We start from the raw sequence: 20,964 nt of genomic DNA, 5'->3' as shown, positions 1-20,964 counted from the left end.
TCGCCGGGCAGGGGAGCTCTCGACACCGCCCGGGGCGTGGACACCCCGAGGAAGGCCAGACGCCGCATGATCCTGCTCCTGTCGACGTCCGACACCGACCTGCTCAGCGCCCGCGCCTCCGACGGACCGGTCAGCTACCGGTACGCGAACCCCTCCCGGCTCCCGCTGCAGGACCTCCCCGAGCTGCTGGACGGCGCCGACCTCGTCGTCGTACGCCTCCTCGGCGGTGTCCGCGCCTGGCAGGACGGCCTCGACCAAGTCCTCGCCGCCGGCCGCCCCGTCGTGGTCCTCACCGGCGAACAGGCCCCCGACGCCCAGCTGATGGCCGCCTCCACCGTCCCCATCGGGATCGCCGCCGAGGCCCACGCCTACCTCGCCCACGGCGGCCCCGCCAACCTGGAACAGCTCGCCCGGTTCCTCTCCGACACCGTCCTGCTCACCGGCCACGGCTTCGAACCCCCCGCCGCCGCGCCCTCCTGGGGCCCGCTGGAGCGCACCCCCCGCGCGACCGAGGACGGCGCCCCCACCGTCGCGGTGCTCTACTACCGCGCCCACCACATGAGCGGCAACACCGCGTTCATCGAAACCCTGTGCCGGGCCGTGGAGGCCGAGGGCACCCGCGCCCTGCCGCTGTACGTGGCCTCGCTGCGCACGCCCGAACCGGAACTCATCGACGCCCTGCGGGACGCCGACGCGATCGTGACCACCGTCCTCGCGGCGGGCGGCACCCGGCCCGCCGAGGCGTCGGCCGGCGGCGACGACGAGTCCTGGGACGCGGGCGCGCTCACCGGCCTCGACGTGCCGATCCTCCAGGCGCTCTGCCTCACCAGCTCCCACAGCGACTGGGAGGGCAACGACGAGGGCGTCTCACCGCTGGACGCCGCGAGCCAGATCGCCGTCCCCGAGTTCGACGGGCGCCTGATCACCGTCCCGTTCTCCTTCAAGGAGATCGACGAGGACGGCCTGCCCGCCTACGTCGCCGACGACGAGCGGGCCGCCCGCGTCGCCGGCATCGCCGTCCGCCACGCCCGGCTGCGCCACATCCCGAACGCCGACAAGCGCCTCGCGCTCGTCCTGTCCGCGTACCCGACCAAGCACTCCCGGATCGGCAACGCGGTCGGACTCGACACCCCCGCCAGCGCGGTCGCCCTGCTGCGCCGGCTGCGCGCCGAGGGCTACGACTTCGGCGACGAGGAGGTCCCCGGCCTCGCCTCCGGCGACGGCGACGAGCTGATCTACGCCCTGATCGAGGCGGGCGGCCACGACCAGGAATGGCTCACCGAGGAGCAGTTGGCCCGCAACCCGGTCCGCATCCCCGCCGCCGACTACCGCCGCTGGTACGCCACGCTCCCGGCCGAACTCCGCGAAGCCGTCGAGGAGCACTGGGGCCCGGCCCCCGGCGAGATGTTCGTGGACCGCTCGCGCAACCCGGAGGGCGACATCGTCCTGGCCGCCCTGCGCCGCGGCAACCTGCTCATCCTCATCCAGCCGCCGCGCGGCTTCGGCGAGAACCCGATCGCGATCTACCACGACCCCGACCTGCCGCCCTCGCACCACTACCTGGCCGCCTACCGCTGGATCGCCGCCCGGGCCGAGGACAACGGCTTCGGCGCCGACGCGATGATCCACCTCGGCAAGCACGGCAACCTGGAGTGGCTGCCCGGCAAGAACGCCGGCCTGTCCGCCGCCTGCGGCCCCGACGCGGCGCTCGGCGACCTGCCGCTCGTCTACCCGTTCCTCGTCAACGACCCGGGGGAGGGCACCCAGGCCAAGCGCCGGGTGCACGCCACGCTCGTGGACCACCTGGTGCCGCCGATGGCCCGCGCCGACAGCTACGGCGACATCGCCCGCCTCGAACAGCTCCTGGACGAGCACGCCCAGATCGCCGCCATGGACCCGGCGAAGCTGCCGGCGATCCGTGCCCAGATCTGGACCCTGATCCAGGCCGCGAAGCTCGACCACGACCTGGGCATCGAAGGACGCCCCGAGGACGAGGGCTTCGACGACTTCATCATGCATCTCGACGGCTGGCTCTGCGAGATCAAGGACGTCCAGATCCGCGACGGCCTGCACGTCCTGGGCGGCGCCCCCGCCGGACCCGCCCGCGTCAACCTGGTCCTCGCGATCCTGCGCGCCCGTCAGATCTGGGGCGGCACCGCCTCCCTGCCGGGTCTGCGCGAGGCGCTGGGCCTGGACGAGTCGGCGGCCACCCGCACCGCCGCCGACGCAGTCGAGGAGCAGGCCCGCGCGCTGGTCCAGGCGATGGAGGACGCGGACTGGGACCCGTCGGCGATCGGGCGGGCCAACCAGCGGCCTGCTCAAGCCCCTGCGGCGATCGAGCAGCCAAATCGAGCCCCTGCGGCGATCGAGCAGCGGGGTCCGGGGCGGAGCCCAGCGCCCACCGGCCGCAACCCCCTGCTCCAAGAGCTCGAAGAGCCTGTCGCCGACATCCTCGACTTCGCCGCCCGCGAGGTCGTGCCCCGCCTGGCCGGCACCACCGCCGAACTCGACCACTGCGTCCATGCCCTGAACGGCGGCTTCGTCCCCGCCGGACCCTCCGGCTCCCCGCTGCGCGGCCTGGTCAACGTCCTGCCGACCGGCCGCAACTTCTACTCCGTCGACCCCAAGGCCGTCCCCTCCCGCCTCGCCTGGGAGACCGGCCAGGCCCTGGCCGACTCCCTCCTGGAGCGCTACCGCACCGACAACGGCGACTGGCCCGTCTCCGTGGGCCTCTCCCTGTGGGGTACGAGCGCGATGCGCACCGCGGGCGACGACGTCGCCGAGGCGTTCGCGCTGCTCGGCGTCCGCCCCGTCTGGGACGACGCCTCCCGCCGCGTCACCGGCCTGGAGGCCATCCCCGCCGAGGAACTGGGCCGCCCGCGCATCGACGTCACCCTGCGCATCAGCGGCTTCTTCCGCGACGCCTTCCCGCACACCATCGGCCTCCTGGACGACGCGGTCCGGCTGGCCGCCTCGCTGGACGAACCCGCCGAGCTCAACCACGTACGCGCCCACACCCAGGCCGATCTGGCCGAACACGGCGACGAACGCCGCGCCACCACCCGAATCTTCGGCTCCCGCCCCGGCACGTACGGCGCAGGGCTGCTCCAGCTCATCGACTCCCGCGACTGGCGCACCGACGCCGACCTCGCCGAGGTCTACACGACGTGGGGCGGCTACGCCTACGGCCGCGACCTCGACGGCTGCCCGGCCCGCGAGGAGATGGAGACGGCGTACAAGCGCATCGCGGTCGCGGCGAAGAACACCGACACCCGCGAGCACGACATCGCGGACTCCGACGACTACTTCCAGTACCACGGCGGCATGGTCGCCACGGTCCGCGCGCTCAAGGGCAGCGCCCCGGAGGCGTACATCGGGGACTCGACCCGCCCCGAGACCGTCCGCACCCGCACCCTGACCGAGGAGACCTCCCGGGTCTTCCGCGCCCGAGTCGTCAATCCCAAGTGGATCGAGGCGATGCGCCGCCACGGCTACAAGGGCGCGTTCGAGCTCGCCGCGACCGTCGACTACCTCTTCGGCTACGACGCCACGACCGGCGTGGTCGCGGACTGGATGTACGACAAGCTCACCGAGGCGTACGTCCTGGACCCCACCAACCGAGCCTTCCTCGAACAGGCCAACCCCTGGGCCCTCCACGGCATCGCGGAACGCCTGCTGGAGGCCGAGTCGCGCGGCATGTGGGCCAAGCCGGACCCGGCGGTGCTCGAAGCGCTGCGCCAGGTGTTCCTGGAGACGGAAGGAAACCTGGAGGGCGAGGACTGACCTGCCGGCCCCAGTGCGCCTTCAGGCGGGACGGGGCCACCCGGGCGGAGGGGCGTGCACGGGCGGGCCCGTCGCCCCTCCGCAGCCGGGTCAGGACGGGAGGGCCCACTGCTGGTTGGCGCTGCCGTGGCAGGTCCAGATCTGGAGCCGGGTGCCGTTGGCCGAGCTGGGGCCGGTCGCGTCGAGGCAGGCTTCGGTGCCGTTGCAGTCGTAGAGCTGCACCGCGGTGCCGTTGGCGGAGCTCGCGCCCGCCACATCGACGCACTTGCCGCCGTATCCGGTGATCCGGCCGGCGCCGCCTCCGGGCGGGGTGACCGGTCCCTCCTGCCCGGCGGCCCAGGCGATCTCCTGGAGCAGGAGCCGGTTCTGCTGGGCGCTGGCGAAGGTGGACGACAGCGCGGTGTTCTTGGCGTAGTCCATCGCGTTGTGGCCGAAGTTGTTGTAGGCCATCCGGTAGTCGCGGTTCGTCCACACGACGGGGTAATCACCGCTGTTCCAGGTCTGGTTGGGGTCCGTGCCGATCGGGAAGGTCGAGGGGTCCATCGAGGCGAGGACGTCGATCGCGGGGTTCTTCCGCAGATCGTTGCGCCAGCTGTACCACTCGCTGACCGACGAGGTGATGGTGCCCGGCCGCCCCGCTGTCACCGGATGACCCGGGTCGTCGATGCGCAGCGTCTCCTGCGTGGGGCCCCAGGTGTTGGACCGGAACGTGCCGGTGCCGAGGAAGGTGTCGTGGTACCAGGGCCAGTCGCTGGTGTCGGTGTTGAACGCGGACACGTGGAAGCCGACGAACCCGCCGCCGTTCTGCATGTACGTCTGGAACGCGGAGCGCTGGGAGGCGGTGTGCGGGTAGTCGTCGAGGAACATGACCACCTGGTAGCCGGCCAGTTCGGCGCTGTTGAGCCGGTTCCAGTCGGTGGTGGCGGTGTAGGTGAAGCCGTGGGCGGCCCCCTGCTGCGCGAACCAGGTGTTCGCCTCGTGGTCGAAGTCGATGTGCGCCGCGTCGTAGGTGCCGTCGTAGAAGGCCAGCACGCGGAAGCCGCCGGCGGCGTGGGCGGGGTGCGCCGGGGCCGCTTGCAGGCCGAGCACGAGCGCGGCCACGGCGAGGAGCCGGAGCAGCGGCGCGATGCCGTGTCTGACGCGCATGGGAACTCCAGGGGTCGGCGACGGAGGAGCGCGGCGGCTGAGCAGACCGGAGTCTGCGCGTGTACACGACAGCCCGTCAAGGTTTCTGTCAGGAAACCTTCCTGGCAGAAAATCGCGCACAACTCGAACGCTGCACGTCTGCTTCGCTGACCTGCGGCTTCAGAAGGCGTACGACAGCCCGGTGGTTTCGTGTGATCACGGCGGAGACGCCTACACAAGGTGAAGTCTTCGTTCACGCAAGGGGGTTGACGAGCGGTCGGCCGCAGCCCTAGCTTCACGGCTTGAAATAAGGCGGCGAGCGTGAACACGTCATGCCTGCCGCCTTCGTCGCCGCCGCCCCCTGTTCCCCGTCGCGCCCCCCGCTCCGCGCAGAGCCGCCGGTCAGCCGCCTCGCGTCCCCCACCACAGGAAGGCCCCCGCCCATGCCTCACTCACGACAGCGCCGCAGACGAAGGACCGCACCCCTGGCCATGGCCCTGACCGCGACCCTGGCCGCCGCCGGAGCCCTGGTCGCCCTGGACACCGGCACCGCCGGCGCCGCCACCCCGGGCGCCCTCACCAACACCGGCAACGGCAAGTGCCTGGACGTCACCGAGGGTTCGACCGCGGACGGAACGCCCGCCCAGATGTGGACGTGCTACCCCGGCAGCCAGAACCAGAGCTGGACGCTGAACAGCGACGGCTCGCTGACCGCCAAGGGCAAGTGCCTGGACCTGGTCGCGGGCGGCACCGCCAACGGCACGGCCGTACACCTGTGGACCTGCTACGGCACCGTCGCCACCCAGAAGTGGCGGCTGACCGCAGCCGGTGACCTGGTCAACACCGCCGCGAACAAGTGCCTGGACATCAAGGACAACAGCAACGCCGACGGCGCACGCCTGCAGATCTGGGACTGCGCCGGCACCGGCAACCAGAAGTGGACCTACTCGGGCTCCGGCGCCCCCACCGACCCCACGACCCCACCCTCGGGCAACGACCCCGACCTCGGGCCCAACACGGTGGTCTTCGACCCGTCCATGCCGGCCTCGTCCATCCAGTCCAAGCTGAACAGCATCTTCAACCAGCAGCAGTCCAACCAGTTCGGCTCCCAGCGCTACGCCGTCCTGTTCAAGCCCGGCACGTACAGCGCGGACGTCAACGTCGGCTTCTACACCCAGGTCGCCGGCCTCGGCCTCTCGCCGGACGCGGTGAACATCAACGGGGCGGTGCACGCCGAGGCGGACTGGTTCCAGGGCAACGCCACCCAGAACTTCTGGCGCGACGCGGAGAACCTGTCCGTCACCCCCAACGGCGGCAGCGACCGCTGGGCGGTCTCGCAGGCCGCCCCGTACCGGCGCATGCATGTGCGCGGCAACCTCAAGCTGGACGACGGCGGCTGGTCCAGCGGCGGCTTCATCTCCGACTCGAAGATCGACGGTCAGATCCAGTCCGGCAGCCAGCAGCAGTTCCTCACCAAGAACACGCAGATGGGCTCCTGGTCCGGCTCCAACTGGAACATGGTCTTCGTCGGCGACCAGGGCGCCCCCGCCCAGTCCTTCCCGACCTACACCACCGTCTCCGCCGCCCCGGTCAACCGCGAGAAGCCCTTCCTGTACGTCGATGACGCGGGCGCCTGGAAGGTCTTCGTCCCCGCCGCCCAGACCAACGCCTCGGCCACCACCTGGAGCGGCAAGAACCAGGCGGGTTCCTCGCTGCCGCTGGACCAGTTCTACGTCGCCAAGCCCGGCGCGAGCGCGGCGGACATGAACGCCGCCCTGGCCGCCGGCAAGAACCTGCTGATCACTCCCGGCGTCTACCACCTCAACCAGACGCTCAACGTCACCCGCCCCGACACGGTCGTCCTCGGCATGGGCCTCGCCACGCTCATCCCGGACAACGGCATCACCGCGCTCACCACCGCCGACGTCGACGGCATCAAGATCGCCGGTGTCCTCGTCGACGCCGGTACGACCAACTCCCAGACGCTGATGCGGATCGGCCCCGACGGCTCGTCCGCGAACCACGCGGCGAACCCCGTCACGCTCAACGACGTGTTCTTCCGCATCGGCGGCGCCACCGTCGGCAAGGCCAACCAGTCCCTGGTCGTCAACACCAGCAACACGATCATCGACCACACCTGGATCTGGCGCGCCGACCACGGCAACGGCGGCACCGTCGGCTGGAACACCAACACCGCCGACACCGGGCTCGTCGTCAACGGCCAGAACGTCACCGCGTACGGACTGTTCGTCGAACACTTCCAGAAGACCCAGGTCATCTGGAACGGCAACGGCGGCCGCACGTACTTCTTCCAGAACGAACTGCCGTACGACCCGCCCAACCAGAGCGCCTGGAAGAACGGGAACACCAACGGCTACCCCGCCTACAAGGTCGGCGCCTCCGTCACCAGCCACGAGGCGTGGGGGCTGGGCAGCTACGCGTACTTCAACGTCAACCCCTCGGTGGTCGAGGACCACTCCTTCGAGGCACCGCAGACCTCCGGCGTGAGATTCCACGACATGGTGACCGTCGTACTGGGCGGCGCCGGAACGATCAACCACATCATCAACGACACCGGGGCGACGGTCACGCCCGGCAACAACGTCGCGTACCTCACCACCTACCCGTAAACGGAGGAACGCTCATGCCCAGATCCCGCAGCAGATGGCTCGCCGCCGTGCTCGGCGTCCTGCCCCTGGCCGCCGCAACCCTGGTCGCCACGGCCGCCCCCGCCTCCGCCGCCGCCAACCCCGGCCCCGGCTTCCCCGCCCACTACGCGGCCCCGTACGCGGAGATGTGGAACAGCCCGTCCACCCTGATGAACGCGTACAACGCGACGGGCAACAAGTACTACACGCTGGCCTTCATCGTCAGCCAGGGCACCTGCAACGCCACGATCAACGGCGACACCCCGGTCACCGACGCGGGCTGGAACAACGCGATCAACAGCCTGCGCGCGGTCGGCGGTGACGTCATCGCCTCCTTCGGCGGCGCAAGCGGTTCCGAACTGGCCTCCTGTAGCTCGGTGTCCGCGATGCAGGCCCAGTACAAGAAGGTCATCGACCAGCTCAACCTGACCCGCATCGACCTGGACATCGAGGGCAGCACGCTCAACAACACCGCCGCCAACGACCGCCGCAACCAGGCACTCGCCAACCTCCAGCAGGAGTACCGCGCGCAGGGCCGCAAGCTCGACATCGACTACACGCTCCCGGTCAGTCCCAGCGGCCTGGAGTCCAACGGCATCGCCCTGCTGAAGAGCGCCAAGAGCCACAACCTCGACGTCAACCTGGTCAACATCATGACCATGGACTACGGCCCCGCCATGGACATGGGCCAGGCCGCGATCAGCGCCGCCAAGGGCCTGCACACCCAGCTCGGCCAGATCTGGACCGACAAGTCCTCCGCCGCGCTGTGGGCGATGGAGGGCAACTGCCCGATGATCGGCGTCAACGACACCGCCGCCGAGGTCTTCACCACCCAGGACGCCCAGGAGCTGGAGGCCTTCGCCGCGAGCAACGGCATCCAGGAACTGACGTTCTGGTCCCTCGGCCGCGACAACCAGGGCTCCAGCGGCACCCCGCAGAGCACCTGGCAGTTCACCAACACCTTCAAGGCCATCACGGGCGGCGGCGGCCCCGTCGACCCGCCGACCGGCACGACCACCATCCGGGGCTACGGCGACAAGTGCGTCGACGTGGCCGGCGCCAACAGCGCCAACGGCACCAAGGTCGACCTCTACACCTGCAACGGCACGTCGGCCCAGCAGTGGACCCGCACCGGCAACACCTTCCGCGCGCTGGGCAAGTGCCTCGACGTCGCGGCCGCCGGCACGGCCAACGGTACGAAGGTCCAGCTCTACGACTGCAACGGCTCCGGCGCCCAGTCCTGGACGACGGGCGCCAACGGCAGCCTGGTCAACGCCGGTTCGGGCAAGTGCCTGGACGTCACGGACTGGAGCACCACGGACGGCAACCAGCTCCAGATCTGGACCTGCGGCGGCACGGCGAACCAGTCCTGGACGCTGGTGTGACGGCAGGCGCGTGAGCGGGCCCGGCTCCCAATACGGGGGGAGCCGGGCCCGTGCCGGTTCGCGTCAGTGGGCGGCCAACCGGTGGGCGAGGTCGCGGATCTCGCCGTAGGTCTCGGCCACCCTGTCGGCCAGGCCGAGCCGGTGGAATTCGAGCAGCAGCGCGGTGGCGTGCCTGGCCTCGTAGACCAGCGCGCGCCACCGAGCGCTCTCGGTCCGGCCCACCCGGCCATAGCTTTCCCAGAAGGCGTCGCGCTCGCCGCCCGGCTTGCGCAGCGCCAGGTAGACCGGCCAGTCCGCCTCCGGGTCGCCCCACCAGAGCCGGTCGCAGTCGAAGACACCCGTGATCAACGGCTCCGGCGCCCCTTCGGCCAGCATGGTGTTCCCCACCCAGAGGTCCCCGTGCAGCAGACGCGCTTCGGTGATCTCGTCGAGCACGGCCCCCTCACGGTCGGCCAGCCGGACCAGCCTCGTGACGTCACCGGCATCGAGCCCGGCGTCGGTGAGGTCCGCGCACGCGTGATCGAACCAGGTGAACAGCGCCTCGCTCCACCGCCCGTGCACCGGGCCGGCGACCCGGCCGAACCCGGGCCCGCGTACGCCGTGCACGGTGCGTGCGATGTCGCCCAGTTGACGGAAGTACGCACCGCGCGCGGGTTCCGGGTACGCGGAGAGCGCCTCCCCGGCGGGCACACCGGCCAGGAACGCCTGGAACATGTAGTCCCGGCCGATCACCTGGTGGGTGAAGTCGATCGCGAGGGTGTGCGGCAGCAGCCCCGCCACCGGCGCCAGATACGGGACCCCCGCGTGCTCGTTGCGCATCATCTCGGGATCGGCCCTGGCCTGCCGGACCGGCTCCGGCGCGACGCGCAGCACGACGGGCCGGTCATCACCGTCCAGGTCGATCCTGTACGTGTTGTTGTAGTAGCCACCGCCGAGTTCAGCCGCCGAGAGCACGACGGCACCCTCGCCGAAGGCGGCCCGCACGACGGCCTCGATCTCGGCCGCGCTCAGGGCCTGCTGGAATTCCCCGGGATCCCGGTCGATCGGTGCGTAGTCCATGACCGGTCGACCTTATCCGCCGAGGCGGCGGGGTACGGCTCCCGCACGTACAGGGGGCGCTTGTTAGTGCCGCATCAGACGACCTTCGCCCTGTGGCGCCGCTGGAAACTCGCTGAAAAAGTCTGCCGAGCGTGGCCGGGGGTGGGCCCTTCCTGGCCCGGTAGGGGCGCTTGGGCGGACGCGGGGGCCGGGGCCTGGAGTGGACCCTCCCGGTCTCCTCCGGGGCGGGTAGCAGCCCACTCCAGGCGCCGCGAAACACCGCCTGACCTGGCCGTTTATTCCCCTCGCTTCTATGATCGCACTCGGTCGAAAGGGGGGCCGGGTGGACCGGACCGTACGCACCGTCGAGGACGTTCTCGCACTTTTGGACGGGCTGTTCGCATCTGAATCCGAGGCTGGCCGCTTGGCGACCGGTGACGGCAAGGACTTCTGGGATCGTTTCTATGCCGACCGGTCAAGGCCGATCCCGTTCTTCGTGGCGAAGCCCGACGAGAACCTGGCCGCCCATCTCGACCAGGGTCTGATCGCTCCCGGTCGGGCCCTGGACCTGGGCTGCGGGGCGGGCCGCAATGCTCTGTACCTCGCCTCGCGCGGCTTCGAGGTGGACGCGGTCGACCTCTCCCCCGTGGCCGTCGCGTGGGGCGAGAATCGGGCTCGCGAGATTGGCGTCGATGTCCGCTTCCTCTGTGGTGACGCTTTCGCTCTCCGCGCAACCGAGTTGAGCGGCCCGTACGATCTGATCGTCGACTCAGGATGCTTCCACCACCTGCCGCCGCACCGCCGGGTCAGCTACCTGAGTCTCCTCGACCGCGCCCTGGCTTCCGGCGGCCATCTCGCCCTCACCAGCTTCGCCGCCGGCGAGGGAGGAATGGGTTCGGAACTCGCCGACACGGACCTCTACCGTGAGCGCGAGTTGCAGGGCGGCCTCGCTTACACGCCCGAATCGCTGCGCTGGATCTTCTCTGGCCTGGTGGAGGTCGAACTGCGCCGCATGCGAGGGGAGCCGCCCGAGTCGGCGCTCTTCGGTGTGACGTTCCTGTGGACCGCGTTGTTCCGTCGGGATGCAGCCTCTGCCACATCAGGCGGCATTGGCCCTATTCACAACCTCGCGTAGGCGCTCGTCCTGAGCATGCTTGTTCCGCCACATGATGTAGCGGCGGATCATGCTGCCCTGCTCTCTGTGGCTGGGATGGCCGGTGCCGTCCAGGGCGAAGTAGCGCAGAGCGGTGAACTGGGCCTCGATCGGGGTCCGGCGCACGGCTCGCTCCCGCTCGGCCGGCCCGAGAGCGGCGAACTCCTCGGGGCCGAGGGCGTCTTCCCCCGGTGGGGTCTGTTCGAGCACGATCACACCGCCGTCCTGACTCGTCCTGCACCACGAGCCATTCCAACGAACGGGCCTGGGGCGGGCCTGGACCCGGAGTGGAAGCCCTCCGGAAACGCGACCGCGCCCGCTCGGCCGCGCGGCGCGGGCCGGGCGGGCGCGATGTCTCCGCGTTCTGCGGGGCGACTGAAGACCCTCGCGGAACCGACCGCCGCCGCGGTCGCCTCCTGCCGCAGGGTGCTGGACGCGGAGGTGGAGGACGTGCCGGACGAGACCGCCCTCACCCGCACACGCGCGCGCGTGGCAGCCGCCGCAAAAGCCCTGCGCCGGACCGGTGAACGGCGTGAGAAGCGGGCCGCCGCCCTCCTCGAGGTGGCTGAGCGGAGCGAGTCGGCGGCGGGCTGCGGGCTCGGTCGAGTCCTTGTCCCCGCGTGAGTTCTTCGACGACCCTCGTTACCTCATGGCGAAGGCATCCTTCGTCGACCTGAACGAATGCCTGCTGATGGAGACGGACCGGACCACCTGTTTCGGCGAGGCCGCCTGTCTGGCCATGCGGGAGGGCACCACCGCGATCACCGCCTTCCTTGCCCTGGCCGTTCACCTGGTCCCCCTGGTGGCGGCGGCTTGGTGGCGGTTCACGCGCCGGGATGTTGGCTGAGGCCGATCTGCTCGCGACGGGCGACACCTGCTCGACTTCGGGCAGAACTTCGAGGAGGCGGTGCTGGACGATCTGCGGCCGACCTCGGGTGAGACGCGGGGCCGGCCCGTCGCGGTGACCGTGTCAGGCCGCGTTCGAACCCGAAGGCGGACCGTCCTCCCGCAGCAGGGACGACGCACGGCCGGCGTCGCGGTCGGCATCCCGGGGCAGATAGCGGCTCGCTCGGCCGTGCCAGGTGACGATCAGCTCGTCCCGTGCCCTGGTCGCTGCCACGAAGAGCAGGGAACGGGCGCGCTGTTCCTCCTGGCGGTACCGATCGGGGCTGCTCAGCCGGAATGCCTCGATGCGCTGGTGGGGAACCATGCCTTCGCTGACACCGGCCAGGAACACCCGCTGGAATTCCAGCCCCTTGAACCGGTGCATCGTGCCGATGTGCACGCTGTCGACGTCACGGGGCCCCTCCCGGCCGATCTCGCTCGCCGGAATCAGGAACGGCTTGCACGCCAGGGTGTAGGCGAGCTGTGTGACGGCGGCCTTGTCGGGCACGCTGACGGCCATGGCCGCGTACGGAGTGCCGTAGCGCTCGTGGCGCTCCTTGAGCAGCGTGGCGATCGCACGCATCTCGGTCTCCCAGTCGGGAGCACGCCAGTACTGAGGAGCCAGCCCGGTCAGTACGGACCGGTACCCGTCCAGGCTGTCCCGGCCGTCGTCGAGGTCGTCGAAGCTTTCACCGCGCACCAGGCCGTGCGCACTGCCCAGGATCTCCCGCGTCGTGCGGTAGTTCAGGGTCAGCCGTCGGGAGGCCCGGCCAGGGGTACTGATGCCGAGCCGGCCCAGCACCACCTGATGCGAGTAGATGCGCTGGTGAGTGTCGCCGACCAGGAAGATGTCGTCCGGCCCCGGCGCTGTCATCGCCCGCAGCATCCGCCAGTGCGAAGCCGACAGGTCCTGAGCCTCGTCGATCACCACGTGCCGGTAGCGGGGCTTGAGCCACATGCCACTGCCGGCCTCACGATGGATGAGGTCCAGGCCGCCGTGTTCCTCCTTGTAGCGCGCCTGCTCGACGGCCTTGGCCATGCGGTGCCCCTCGATCCGCGCGGCCTCGTCGGCGATCAGTGCGTACGTGGTGCGCCGGGGCGGTCCGTCCAGCAGAACGCGGTACGCCTCCACCAGCTCCCACACCCGCTTCCGGTCGGCCCGTTGCAGCACACCCCGGCCTCGCCGCTCCGCGCGCAGGTACAGACGTTCCGTACCGCAGCCCTGCGCGAGGATGACGTGCTTGAACTCCGAGTCGAGGAAGTCGGCGTCGTAGTCGTAGACACCCGCCTCGGTGCATACCCGGTGCCAGAGCGCCATGGCCTCCTCGTCACCCATGGGCGTACCGAGGACCGACCCCGGGTGCTGCTCGACCACTTCACGGGCGAGCTGGTCCACCGACCTGACGTCGACCCGGCGTACGAGCGCGTCACCGCCGAGCCGGTGCAGGCGCTCCCGCAGGTCGGCAGCGAGGTTCGTGTTGTACGTGGTCAGAAGTACGGGCCGGGTCTGTCCCGGAGGGAGCCGGTCGACGAGGTGCCGGACCCGGTGGAGCGCCACGACGGTCTTGCCGGTGCCCGGTCCGCCCGTGACCTTCGCCGATCCCTTGAACGAGGTGGTGGCGAGTCTGTGCTGCTCGGGATGGAGGAAGAGCCGCCATGCCTCGAAGCTGTCCCCGAGCGCGTCCAGGACCGCCGAGTCCTCCGTGCTCACCTGGGAGACGGGGCGTCGTGCAGCCCGGGCCCAGTCCTGCGGATCGACTCTCTCCTCGGCCCGCCACTGGTCGGTGACGAACGTGCGCACCTCGGACGGCTCCATGCCGTCGTGCAGTGCCAGCAGCACCTCCCGGGTGAGTCCGGGGAGGTTGTGACCGAGTACGGCTTCCAGCTGGCGGCTGTCGGTGATCCGTCGCAGGGCGGGCAGCAGGGAGGCGATGACACCGAGCCCGACCAGCTCCTCGTCGCCGTACCGGGCGAAGAGGGGGACCGGGAGGCTGGTCGGAACGGCCTCGGCGGGTGAGGCGGTCTCCGCGGCGACCGGAGCGGAGGGCGGGGACTCCTGCGGCGCGGTGCCCGGTTCCGGACCGGCCTCCGGCCGTGCGGGCATCGCCACCACCTGAGCGCTGACCTCGCTCTGGTCGACGAGCTCGACACCGCCCGAGACCGCGTTGATCTCCACGGTCAGCCGGGCGAGTTCGTCCCGCGCCGCCGGCCCGGTCCGGACCGCCAGGAGACTGAAGCGGTTCTCCTCGGTCTCCAGGAGCAGCCCCATGCGACTGCCGTCGAGGGCGGCGAGGAACAGACGCCCGTTTCCGCCCGCCTCCCGCAGGAATGTCAGCCGCAGCGCCCTGTTGGACCGGTCGGCCCGCAGCCGGCGGACGAAGTCGCCCACCGCGTTCTTCGTGGCCGCGTCGAGGCGCCGGATGTCCTCATTCGCCTGCGGTGTGACCGTGACCTGTGTCCTGACCCCATGGCTCATCACCGGTCCCCTCCCTCTCCTTCTCCGGACGCGCTTTCCCGCCTGCCGTCGAGCAGGGCGGCGAGCTCCTTCTCGTCCCAGGCGCCCGGGGCCCGGACGTGCCACCCCGCTGCCACGCACTGCGCCATGTAGGCGTCGTCGGCCGCGTCCTCGTCCAGGACGACCGCGATTCTGCGGTCCGGCCAGGCGAGTTCCAGTGGCCTGGAGACACCGGGGGCATCCCAGCCCGCCTCGGCTGCCCGCACCCCACCGTGCTCGGCGAGCGCCTTGGCGAGGTCCTCGATCGCCGGATCGCCCACGTACGACAGCTCGCGCAGGACAAGGTCCCAGGCGGCGCGCTCCAGCTCGGTCGGCACCACACGCTCCCCGACGCCTTCGGACACGGCGCTCGGAACAACGGCGGCCGCCGCCTCCGGCGCACCGTCCTCGTCGTCCCGCTCCTGTTCCGGAAGCACGAGTCCGGTGCCCGGCAACTCCTCACGCAGGGCCGTCAGGAGCCCGTCGGCCCGTACGGCCGTGGCCGCCAGCAATCCCGCGTCGAAGGAGTCCAGCTCGCTGCGGGCGAGTTGCAGCCCGTCGGCCCGGCCGGTGCCGGTCGGGTCCAGGAACTGGAGTACGTTGCCCCAGCACAGCCACGCCTTCCAGCGCCGCCGGTGCGTGTCACCATCCCCGGCGACAGCCTCGGCCCGGTCGTCGATCACGGCCAGCGCGCTCAACCCCTGCGGCTTCGCCAGGGCGTCCCCGATCAAGGTCAGCGGCAGACCGGAGGCGTCGCGTACGGGATAGAGCTTCAGTCCCTGACCACTCACCGGCGGCCGGGCGTCGCCCCGCAACGCCGCCTCGATCCACGGGACGGCGGCCTCGGGAGAGGCATCGACCACTTCCTCCCGCTTCGCCAACGGGAGCAGCCCTCCCACACAGAGCCGGGCCAGTGCGTGCCAGCGCCGCAGATCGGGGTCGGCGAGGAAGGCGAGCAGGGCGGGGACCGCACCGGCGAACAGCCGGTCGATCTCGGCCGGGTCCTGCCGCTGCCGCACCCAGTTGCTCCGCGCCCGGCCGCCCGGTGTGCTCTCTCCGTCGACGGCGTACGGCGGCCACGCGGCCCGGGCCGACGACCCGGCCAGGGCGGGGACGAGCGCCTGAGCGCCCTCGTCCCCGCCCGCCGCCGCACCGCGTCCGGCACGGGCCCGCAGCTCCTTCTCCCAGGCCATGACGTCGTCCCAGGTGATCTGCCAGACCAGCATGCCGTCGGCGCGGAGCCGGGCCCGCTTGGCGGCGTCCCCCGCGATCCGGTTCGTCGCCGCGGACGCGTGCCACCGGTAGCCGTCCAGGTAGACGGCCACCGGCATGGGCGCAGCCCCGTCCGACGTGGTCTCACCCGCGACGGGTCGCAGCAGCAGGTCCGGCACCGTGCCCTGGGCGTGCAGCGGCTTCTGCGCGACCGACTCCCAGCGGATCGGTGAGCCGTCCCGCCGGCGCAGCGTGAACTGCTTGCCCTGGCGGCCGGTCGGGGTCTCCTCGTGCTCCACGTCGGCCTGGTTGGCAGGGTCGTCGAGCCAGCGGTCGAGGCAGTCGATGAAGCGCCGCTCCAGGTCGCTCTGGGCCTGCCGGGCGAAGCGCCTGCGGTCCTCCTCCCCGGCCTCGGCACGGCCCGCCCGGTCCTTGCGAAGCGGCTTGACGTCCCACCGGCTGCGCCCGTCCTCGCCGAGCACGTCGTCGAGCATCCACAGGGCTTCGCTCCGGTCCAGGAGCGGGTATTCGCGCTCCGGCGCGTAGCCCAGCAGACACAGGTGACACGCACGCCGGGACCCGCCCTTGCACGGGCAGTCCCGCAGGTACGCCTGAGCCGCCGCCAGCACCGCCCGGAACTCCTCGCCCACGCCCTCGACGAGCCGCTGGAGATACCCCGTGCCGCCGGGCAACGAGTCGTAGAGCACCAGGTAGTTGCGGGTCAGCCCGCTCTCGCGGTCCGGCTCCGTGCTCGGAGTGGACCGGATGTGCGCCGGATCGCCGCCGTAGCGCAGCGCGAGCCCCAGGTGCAGGGCGGCGGAGAACGAGGCCAGCCGTTCCGGCACGTGCAGGGTCGCGGCGGGCAGCAGGATGCGCAGCGCCTCGGTGCGGTGCTCGGTGGCGGTGATCACCCGCCGGTCCTGGGCCTGGACGGTCCGGCCGCGGCGCCGAGTGGGACACCACGGGCGGTGGTGGGCCAACTCCGGGCGGCCGGCCAGGGATTCGGACAGCTCCTCCTGTACGGGGCCGTGCCCGGGATCACGGTCGGTGGCCCCGCCGCACAGCGGACAGAGCACGAAGGGGGTGACGGTGACCTCGGTGCCGGCGAAGTACGTGTCGGGGCGGCGGCTCAGCTTGGCGGGTCCCAGGTTGAACCGCCGGATGACCGCCTCGCGCACGTGGTCGACGCCGAAGGTGGCCCCCGAGTGCCGCCAGCTCTCCTTGACCGCGGCCGGATCGATGTCCACCGCCGTGGCCGTCGAGTAGTAGCGCCGGTTGCGCGAGTCGTTGTCGTCGATGATCCGGGCGTCGTCCCGCTTGTCCCGGGAGGTGACCTTGCGCGGCACGATCACGTGGTGCAGCGCGGCCCGGCCGCCGATGCCGGGTCCGGCGCAGCGGGGGCAGGGCGAGGTGTCGGCCTCGGCACCCTTCGTGCGGACGTGCCCGCACTCCCGGCAGATCCGCCAGGCGGCCACCGCCGAACGCGGGTCCTCCTCGCCGTCCTTGGGGCGCGGGCCGAGATCGAAACCGTCGATGGTGTGGCGGTAGCCGAGGACGTAGTACGAGTTCCCGGGGGCGAGCTCGGTGAGCGCCGACTCGGACGGCCGCGTGTACGTCCGGCTCTCGGTGCGCCACTGCGACGCGGGCGCCTTCTCCACGTCGGCACCCCGGGCACGCCGGGCGGGCTCCTTGCGGGTCAGCGCGGCTTCGAGGCGCACGCCGTCCTCCACCAGGCTGTAGTTCGGCAGCAGACCCCGTTCGACCAGGAACGCCTGCGCTCCGGCCTGCGCGAACTCCTGGAGCTGCTTCGCGACCCCCGCCGCCTCCCGGGTGAGGTTGCGCTGCTCCCGGGCCTCGTCCTCCACGTTCTCGTGCAGCGCCTCGGCCGCCTCGTTGATCCGGGCGCGCCGGTCCACGAGCTCGGCCCGCTCGGCCTCCCACGCCTCCTCGGCGTCCCGCAGGGCCTCGGCCAGCTTCCCCGCCGCATAGCGGTGCAGCGAACTACGGGCATCCCGGGAGACCCCGGAGTCGGGCACACCGTCGATCTCGGGGAACAGCTTCAGGAAGTCGTCGACCAGGTCCCTGCGCCCGGTCACGGCCTGGGAGAACCGCCGCAGCCAGCCGACCCGCCCGAACAGAGCGGTCACCCGGTCGGGCAGCGGGATCACACCCTCCAGACGGCCGCGCGCGGCCAGGTTGAATCGCCCCGGGTTTGATGGAGACATCGAAGACCCGGAAGGATGCCGATCATGGCTGCTCCCCGTAAATACCCCGACGAACTGCGTGAGCGCGCGACGCGTCTGGCGGTCGAGGCCCGCAAGGACCCGGTCGGCCGAGTCGGCGCGATCAAGCGCATCGCCGACCAGCTCGACGTGCACCCAGAGGCCCTGGGGGGGGGTGGGTCAAGCGGGCCGAGACCGACGAAGGCATCGTGCCTGGGGCCGCCGGCGCCGAGGCTGCCCGGATCGCGGAGCTGGAACGGGAGGTGAAGGAACTGCGGCGAGCGAACGCGATATTGAAGTCCGCCTCGGCTTTCTTCGCCGCGGAGCTGGACCGTCCACTGCGATGAAGGTCGCCTACACCGACCAGTACAAGAAACTGTTCGGCGTCCAGCCGATCTGCGACGTCCTCGCCGAGACGGACGCGCCGATCGCGCCGAGCACGTACTACGCCGCCCACACCCGCGCACCATCGGCCCGCAGCCGGCGCGACAAGGAACTCACCGACGAGATACGCCGCATCCACACCGCCAACTACGCCGTCTACGGAGCCCGCAAAATCCATGCCGCCCTGGTGCGCGAGGGCTTCACGGTGACCCGCTGCACGGTCGAACGCCTCATGCGCCAGGCCGGACTGCGTGGGGTGATCCGGGCCAAGAGCCCGCGCACCACACGTCCCGCCCCCGAGACCAACCGGCCCGCCGACCTGGTCGAGCGGCAGTTCACCGCCACCGCCCCGAACCAGCTGTGGGTCGCGGACATCACCTACATCAGAACCTTTTCCGGCTGGGTCTACGCCGCGTTCGTCATCGACGTCTTCTCCCGCATGGTCGTCGGCTGGCAGGTCGCCACCAGCCTCTACACCGACCTCGCCCTCGACGCCCTGGAGATGGCGATCTGGCGCCGCCGGCACACCGGCGCAGACCTCAGCGGCCTCACACATCACTCGGACCGCGGAGTCCAGTATCGAGCTCTGCGCTACACCGAGCGCCTCGAGCAGGAGGCCGCCGTGGCTTCGGTCGGTTCCAGGGGCGATTCGTACGACAATGCCCTCGCCGAGGCGTTCAACAGCCTGTTCAAGGCCGAACTGATCCGCAACAAGAGCCCGTGGACCGGCAAGAACGACGTCGAAATCGCCGTCGCCGAGTACATCGACTGGTTCAACCAGCGACGCCTGCACGGTGAACTCGGCCACATCACCCCCGCCGAACACGAAGCCGCCCACTACGCGGCTGAACCCCCCGCGTCACTCCAGAAAACCAGCTAACTCACTCTCCACGAAACCCAGGGCTTGACACCTTTCCGCCGGTCGTGCAGTACGTGAAGTTGGTGTCGAGGACGCGCGTCGCGTAGTCCGTCGCCGTCTGCTCGCCGAACCGGTAGCCGTCCCAGTACCTCGCGGCCTTGTCCTCCTCGGTAGTGCAGCCGGCCAGCGCGAGAGCGGCGAGGGCGAGCGGAATGAAGGTGCGTCGCATGTGCCGGAGCATACGAGGAGTACCCCGCCCCCCGGCAGGGGGCGGGGTACCGGCCAGACCGCTGAGTCGCACTCGTCGGGTCAGGGCTCCTCACGCAGCCATTTCTTTGGTTTCCGCGCGGACTTGCCGCAGCAGGTCAGCACCTGGTCCATTACGCCCTTGGAGTCCTGGGTGCGGTCGATCTCGCTGAGGACGATCTCCCAGATCTCCCGCCCGCCCGCTGTCTTCTCCTCGTAGTAGGCATTGCGGGCGCCCTCGCGGATCGGGTCCTCGGTGAAGGTGGCGTAGATGCCAAGGAACTGGCGCACCATGAGCCCGCTGGTCTGCCGCGGGTCGTAGACGATGTGGTGGCCGTCGCTGTCGAGCCTGTGAGTGAAGTACTCATCCGGGCCGAGCGAGGCGTGTTCGATGTGGAGATGCTGGTTGCCTTGCCCGTCGGACAGCTGTCCGAGATGGTCGCACATGCGGTTACGGAAGGCGTCGAAGCCGGCGCGCGTGGTCAACGTCGTCATACCGTCACCGGCTTGCTGAGGAGGTTGCGCATCGTCGTTTCGGCGGCGACATTTGGGGACTCGCAGACGATGATGGGGGTGCTTAGTTCGTCGGTGAACTTCTCCAAGCAGAAGCCGAGTTCTCTCATCTTGGGACGGAACGTATCGACCTCGGCAATGGCGCGTTTGGTGTCGGCCGTGTCCCTCATGCCGCAACCTCCGGCGATTTGAGATACGTGGTGCGGACGTTGACGAGATGAGCGTGGGCCTCGCGCAAGGAGCCCACCTGCTTCTGCAGGTGGCTGATGACCATTTCCAACGTGTCCGGATCGAGGTACTCGATGTAGTGGTCGTCGATGGCCTCGATGGAGACGAACGGCAGCCGCTCCGACGGCCGTCCCGAGTAGGGGCGGGACTGGATACTCCAGCTGAGGAAGCGGAAGTCCTCAGGGCGGCCCGTGTCGCACAGCGGGCCGTAGAGGGGCAGCTCGCCAGCGGTGCCGGGGATGTTGCAGTAGATGTCGTGCGGGTGCTCGGGCCTGTCGCTGTCCGCCTCGTGGTCGATTGTGCAACCGGGCATGCAGGTCGCGGTCACATTTTCACCGGTGATGGAGTTAGTGAAGGTGAACGTGCGTCCGACAGCGGGCGCTCCCATGGCAGGCGCACCGTCTGACAGGGCTGCTGCGGGGACGGGTTGGAGCCGGGTGGTTGGGCCGGTGCTACCGAGAGGATGGGTGGTGTGGTCCTCGGGACCGCCGTTGTCGGTGGCCGTTGGTAAGCCTTCCATGCTCTTTCTCCTTCATTACGGGAGTCGGGCTATGGCCTTACTTCCGGTGTTGCACCCACCGGCCAAGGCATCTTGCCTTGGTGATACGCGTCCTGTGGAAACCGGGGCAAGAGCGCTCTCCCGTTCGAGGGGTCCAGGTTAGCCTCAATACCGGTAACTTAGCGCTTTGGTGTGCGTTTGACTCGTTTTGGTTTGGTGGCGCCAACGAGATTGATGGTCACGGTGGTTGGGCGGTCTGCAGTCCGGTGGGCGGCGCGTTTGAGGGGCCA

The 20,964-nt window shown here is 70.4% G+C and carries 14 protein-coding genes and 2 pseudogenes; 7 read left to right on the top strand and 9 right to left on the bottom strand.

Annotated features, from left to right (window positions below):
- Window positions 1-66: 66 nt before the first annotated feature.
- Window positions 67-3,783, top strand: coding sequence for a cobaltochelatase subunit CobN (cobN, locus tag E6R18_RS23870; RefSeq protein WP_136318954.1), 3,717 nt, complete (start codon window positions 67-69; stop codon window positions 3,781-3,783).
- A 90-nt stretch (window positions 3,784-3,873) separates the two neighbouring features.
- On the opposite strand, the gene E6R18_RS23865 is transcribed toward cobN, so the two are convergent.
- Window positions 3,874-4,929 (bottom strand): ThuA domain-containing protein, encoded by a 1,056-nt coding sequence (locus E6R18_RS23865; RefSeq protein WP_136318953.1) that lies wholly within the window; start codon window positions 4,927-4,929, stop codon window positions 3,874-3,876.
- A gap of 470 nt (window positions 4,930-5,399) precedes the next feature.
- Here E6R18_RS23865 and E6R18_RS23860 point away from each other — a divergent pair, with 470 nt between their 5' ends.
- The gene (locus E6R18_RS23860) at window positions 5,400-7,538 is read left to right on the top strand and encodes an RICIN domain-containing protein (protein WP_136319004.1); all 2,139 of its coding nucleotides are present in this window, start codon (window positions 5,400-5,402) and stop codon (window positions 7,536-7,538) included.
- Between the two features lie 14 nt (window positions 7,539-7,552).
- Entirely contained in the window at window positions 7,553-8,941 is a 1,389-nt protein-coding gene (locus E6R18_RS23855) for a chitinase (protein WP_136318952.1), read from the top strand.
- 63 nt (window positions 8,942-9,004) lie between these two features.
- Here the strand turns inward: E6R18_RS23855 and E6R18_RS23850 are convergent, their stop codons facing one another.
- Entirely contained in the window at window positions 9,005-10,000 is a 996-nt protein-coding gene (locus E6R18_RS23850; RefSeq protein WP_136318951.1) for an aminoglycoside phosphotransferase family protein, read from the bottom strand.
- Between the two features lie 322 nt (window positions 10,001-10,322).
- Here E6R18_RS23850 and E6R18_RS23845 point away from each other — a divergent pair, with 322 nt between their 5' ends.
- Window positions 10,323-11,114, top strand: a complete 792-nt coding sequence (locus E6R18_RS23845; RefSeq protein WP_136318950.1) for a class I SAM-dependent methyltransferase — start codon at window positions 10,323-10,325, stop codon at window positions 11,112-11,114.
- On the opposite strand, the pseudogene E6R18_RS35405 reads toward E6R18_RS23845, so the two are convergent.
- A pseudogene (locus tag E6R18_RS35405) lies at window positions 11,079-11,243 on the bottom strand (transposase); the annotation flags it as partial. The gene E6R18_RS23845 and the pseudogene E6R18_RS35405 sit on opposite strands and share 36 nt — an antisense overlap.
- A 240-nt stretch (window positions 11,244-11,483) precedes the next feature.
- On the opposite strand from E6R18_RS35405, the gene E6R18_RS23835 reads away from it, so the two are divergent.
- Window positions 11,484-11,756, top strand: a complete 273-nt coding sequence (locus E6R18_RS23835) for a hypothetical protein (RefSeq protein ID WP_136318949.1) — start codon at window positions 11,484-11,486, stop codon at window positions 11,754-11,756.
- Between the two features lie 25 nt (window positions 11,757-11,781).
- Window positions 11,782-11,979, top strand: a complete 198-nt coding sequence (locus tag E6R18_RS23830) for a hypothetical protein (protein ID WP_136318948.1) — start codon at window positions 11,782-11,784, stop codon at window positions 11,977-11,979.
- Between the two features lie 123 nt (window positions 11,980-12,102).
- Here E6R18_RS23830 and E6R18_RS23825 read toward each other — a convergent pair whose 3' ends face one another.
- Window positions 12,103-14,493 (bottom strand): UvrD-helicase domain-containing protein, encoded by a 2,391-nt coding sequence (locus E6R18_RS23825; RefSeq protein WP_136318947.1) that lies wholly within the window; start codon window positions 14,491-14,493, stop codon window positions 12,103-12,105.
- Window positions 14,493-17,948: a DUF1998 domain-containing protein gene (locus tag E6R18_RS23820; RefSeq protein ID WP_136318946.1), complete on the bottom strand. Its 3,456-nt coding sequence runs from the start codon at window positions 17,946-17,948 to the stop codon at window positions 14,493-14,495. Before E6R18_RS23820 ends, E6R18_RS23825 begins: the two co-directional genes overlap by 1 nt.
- 24 nt (window positions 17,949-17,972) lie before the next feature.
- Between E6R18_RS23820 and E6R18_RS23815 the strand changes: the two are divergent.
- Window positions 17,973-19,209, top strand: a pseudogene (locus tag E6R18_RS23815) (IS3 family transposase).
- A gap of 1 nt (window position 19,210) precedes the next feature.
- Here E6R18_RS23815 and E6R18_RS23810 read toward each other — a convergent pair.
- The 4 genes from E6R18_RS23810 to E6R18_RS23795 all read right to left on the bottom strand — a co-directional run bounded on the left by E6R18_RS23810 (window position 19,211) and on the right by E6R18_RS23795 (window position 20,488).
- Complete coding sequence (locus E6R18_RS23810) at window positions 19,211-19,417, bottom strand: hypothetical protein (protein WP_136318945.1); 207 nt, start codon at window positions 19,415-19,417, stop codon at window positions 19,211-19,213.
- A gap of 80 nt (window positions 19,418-19,497) precedes the next feature.
- Window positions 19,498-19,929, bottom strand: a complete 432-nt coding sequence (locus E6R18_RS23805; RefSeq protein WP_136318944.1) for a hypothetical protein — start codon at window positions 19,927-19,929, stop codon at window positions 19,498-19,500.
- The gene (locus tag E6R18_RS23800) at window positions 19,926-20,117 is read right to left on the bottom strand and encodes a hypothetical protein (RefSeq protein ID WP_136318943.1); all 192 of its coding nucleotides are present in this window, start codon (window positions 20,115-20,117) and stop codon (window positions 19,926-19,928) included. Before E6R18_RS23800 ends, E6R18_RS23805 begins: the two co-directional genes overlap by 4 nt.
- Window positions 20,114-20,488, bottom strand: coding sequence for a hypothetical protein (locus E6R18_RS23795; protein ID WP_136318942.1), 375 nt, complete (start codon window positions 20,486-20,488; stop codon window positions 20,114-20,116). Before E6R18_RS23795 ends, E6R18_RS23800 begins: the two co-directional genes overlap by 4 nt.
- Window positions 20,489-20,964: the final 476 nt, after the last annotated feature.

Origin of the sequence: Streptomyces sp. A1277 (assembly GCF_004795015.1) — a bacterium.
Classification (GTDB): domain Bacteria; phylum Actinomycetota; class Actinomycetes; order Streptomycetales; family Streptomycetaceae; genus Streptomyces.
Note: the sequence above shows the minus strand (reverse complement) of the source record. Positions and strands in the feature narration are given on the sequence as shown.

What these genes read in the sequence shown, in the direction of transcription:
- E6R18_RS23860 (WP_136319004.1), top strand. Translation starts at nt 5,400, where the DNA reads ATGGCCCTGACCGCGACCCTGGCCGCCGCCGGAGCCCTGGTCGCCCTG.
- E6R18_RS23865 (WP_136318953.1), bottom strand. Translation starts at nt 4,929, where the DNA reads ATGCGCGTCAGACACGGCATCGCGCCGCTGCTCCGGCTCCTCGCCGTG.
- E6R18_RS23835 (WP_136318949.1), top strand. Translation starts at nt 11,484, where the DNA reads ATGTCTCCGCGTTCTGCGGGGCGACTGAAGACCCTCGCGGAACCGACC.
- E6R18_RS23830 (WP_136318948.1), top strand. Translation starts at nt 11,782, where the DNA reads ATGGCGAAGGCATCCTTCGTCGACCTGAACGAATGCCTGCTGATGGAG.
- E6R18_RS23850 (WP_136318951.1), bottom strand. Translation starts at nt 10,000, where the DNA reads ATGGACTACGCACCGATCGACCGGGATCCCGGGGAATTCCAGCAGGCC.
- E6R18_RS23825 (WP_136318947.1), bottom strand. Translation starts at nt 14,493, where the DNA reads ATGAGCCATGGGGTCAGGACACAGGTCACGGTCACACCGCAGGCGAAT.
- E6R18_RS23820 (WP_136318946.1), bottom strand. Translation starts at nt 17,948, where the DNA reads ATGTCTCCATCAAACCCGGGGCGATTCAACCTGGCCGCGCGCGGCCGT.
- E6R18_RS23855 (WP_136318952.1), top strand. Translation starts at nt 7,553, where the DNA reads ATGCCCAGATCCCGCAGCAGATGGCTCGCCGCCGTGCTCGGCGTCCTG.
- E6R18_RS23810 (WP_136318945.1), bottom strand. Translation starts at nt 19,417, where the DNA reads ATGCGACGCACCTTCATTCCGCTCGCCCTCGCCGCTCTCGCGCTGGCC.
- E6R18_RS23800 (WP_136318943.1), bottom strand. Translation starts at nt 20,117, where the DNA reads ATGAGGGACACGGCCGACACCAAACGCGCCATTGCCGAGGTCGATACG.
- E6R18_RS23805 (WP_136318944.1), bottom strand. Translation starts at nt 19,929, where the DNA reads ATGACGACGTTGACCACGCGCGCCGGCTTCGACGCCTTCCGTAACCGC.
- E6R18_RS23795 (WP_136318942.1), bottom strand. Translation starts at nt 20,488, where the DNA reads ATGCCCGGTTGCACAATCGACCACGAGGCGGACAGCGACAGGCCCGAG.
- cobN (WP_136318954.1), top strand. Translation starts at nt 67, where the DNA reads ATGATCCTGCTCCTGTCGACGTCCGACACCGACCTGCTCAGCGCCCGC.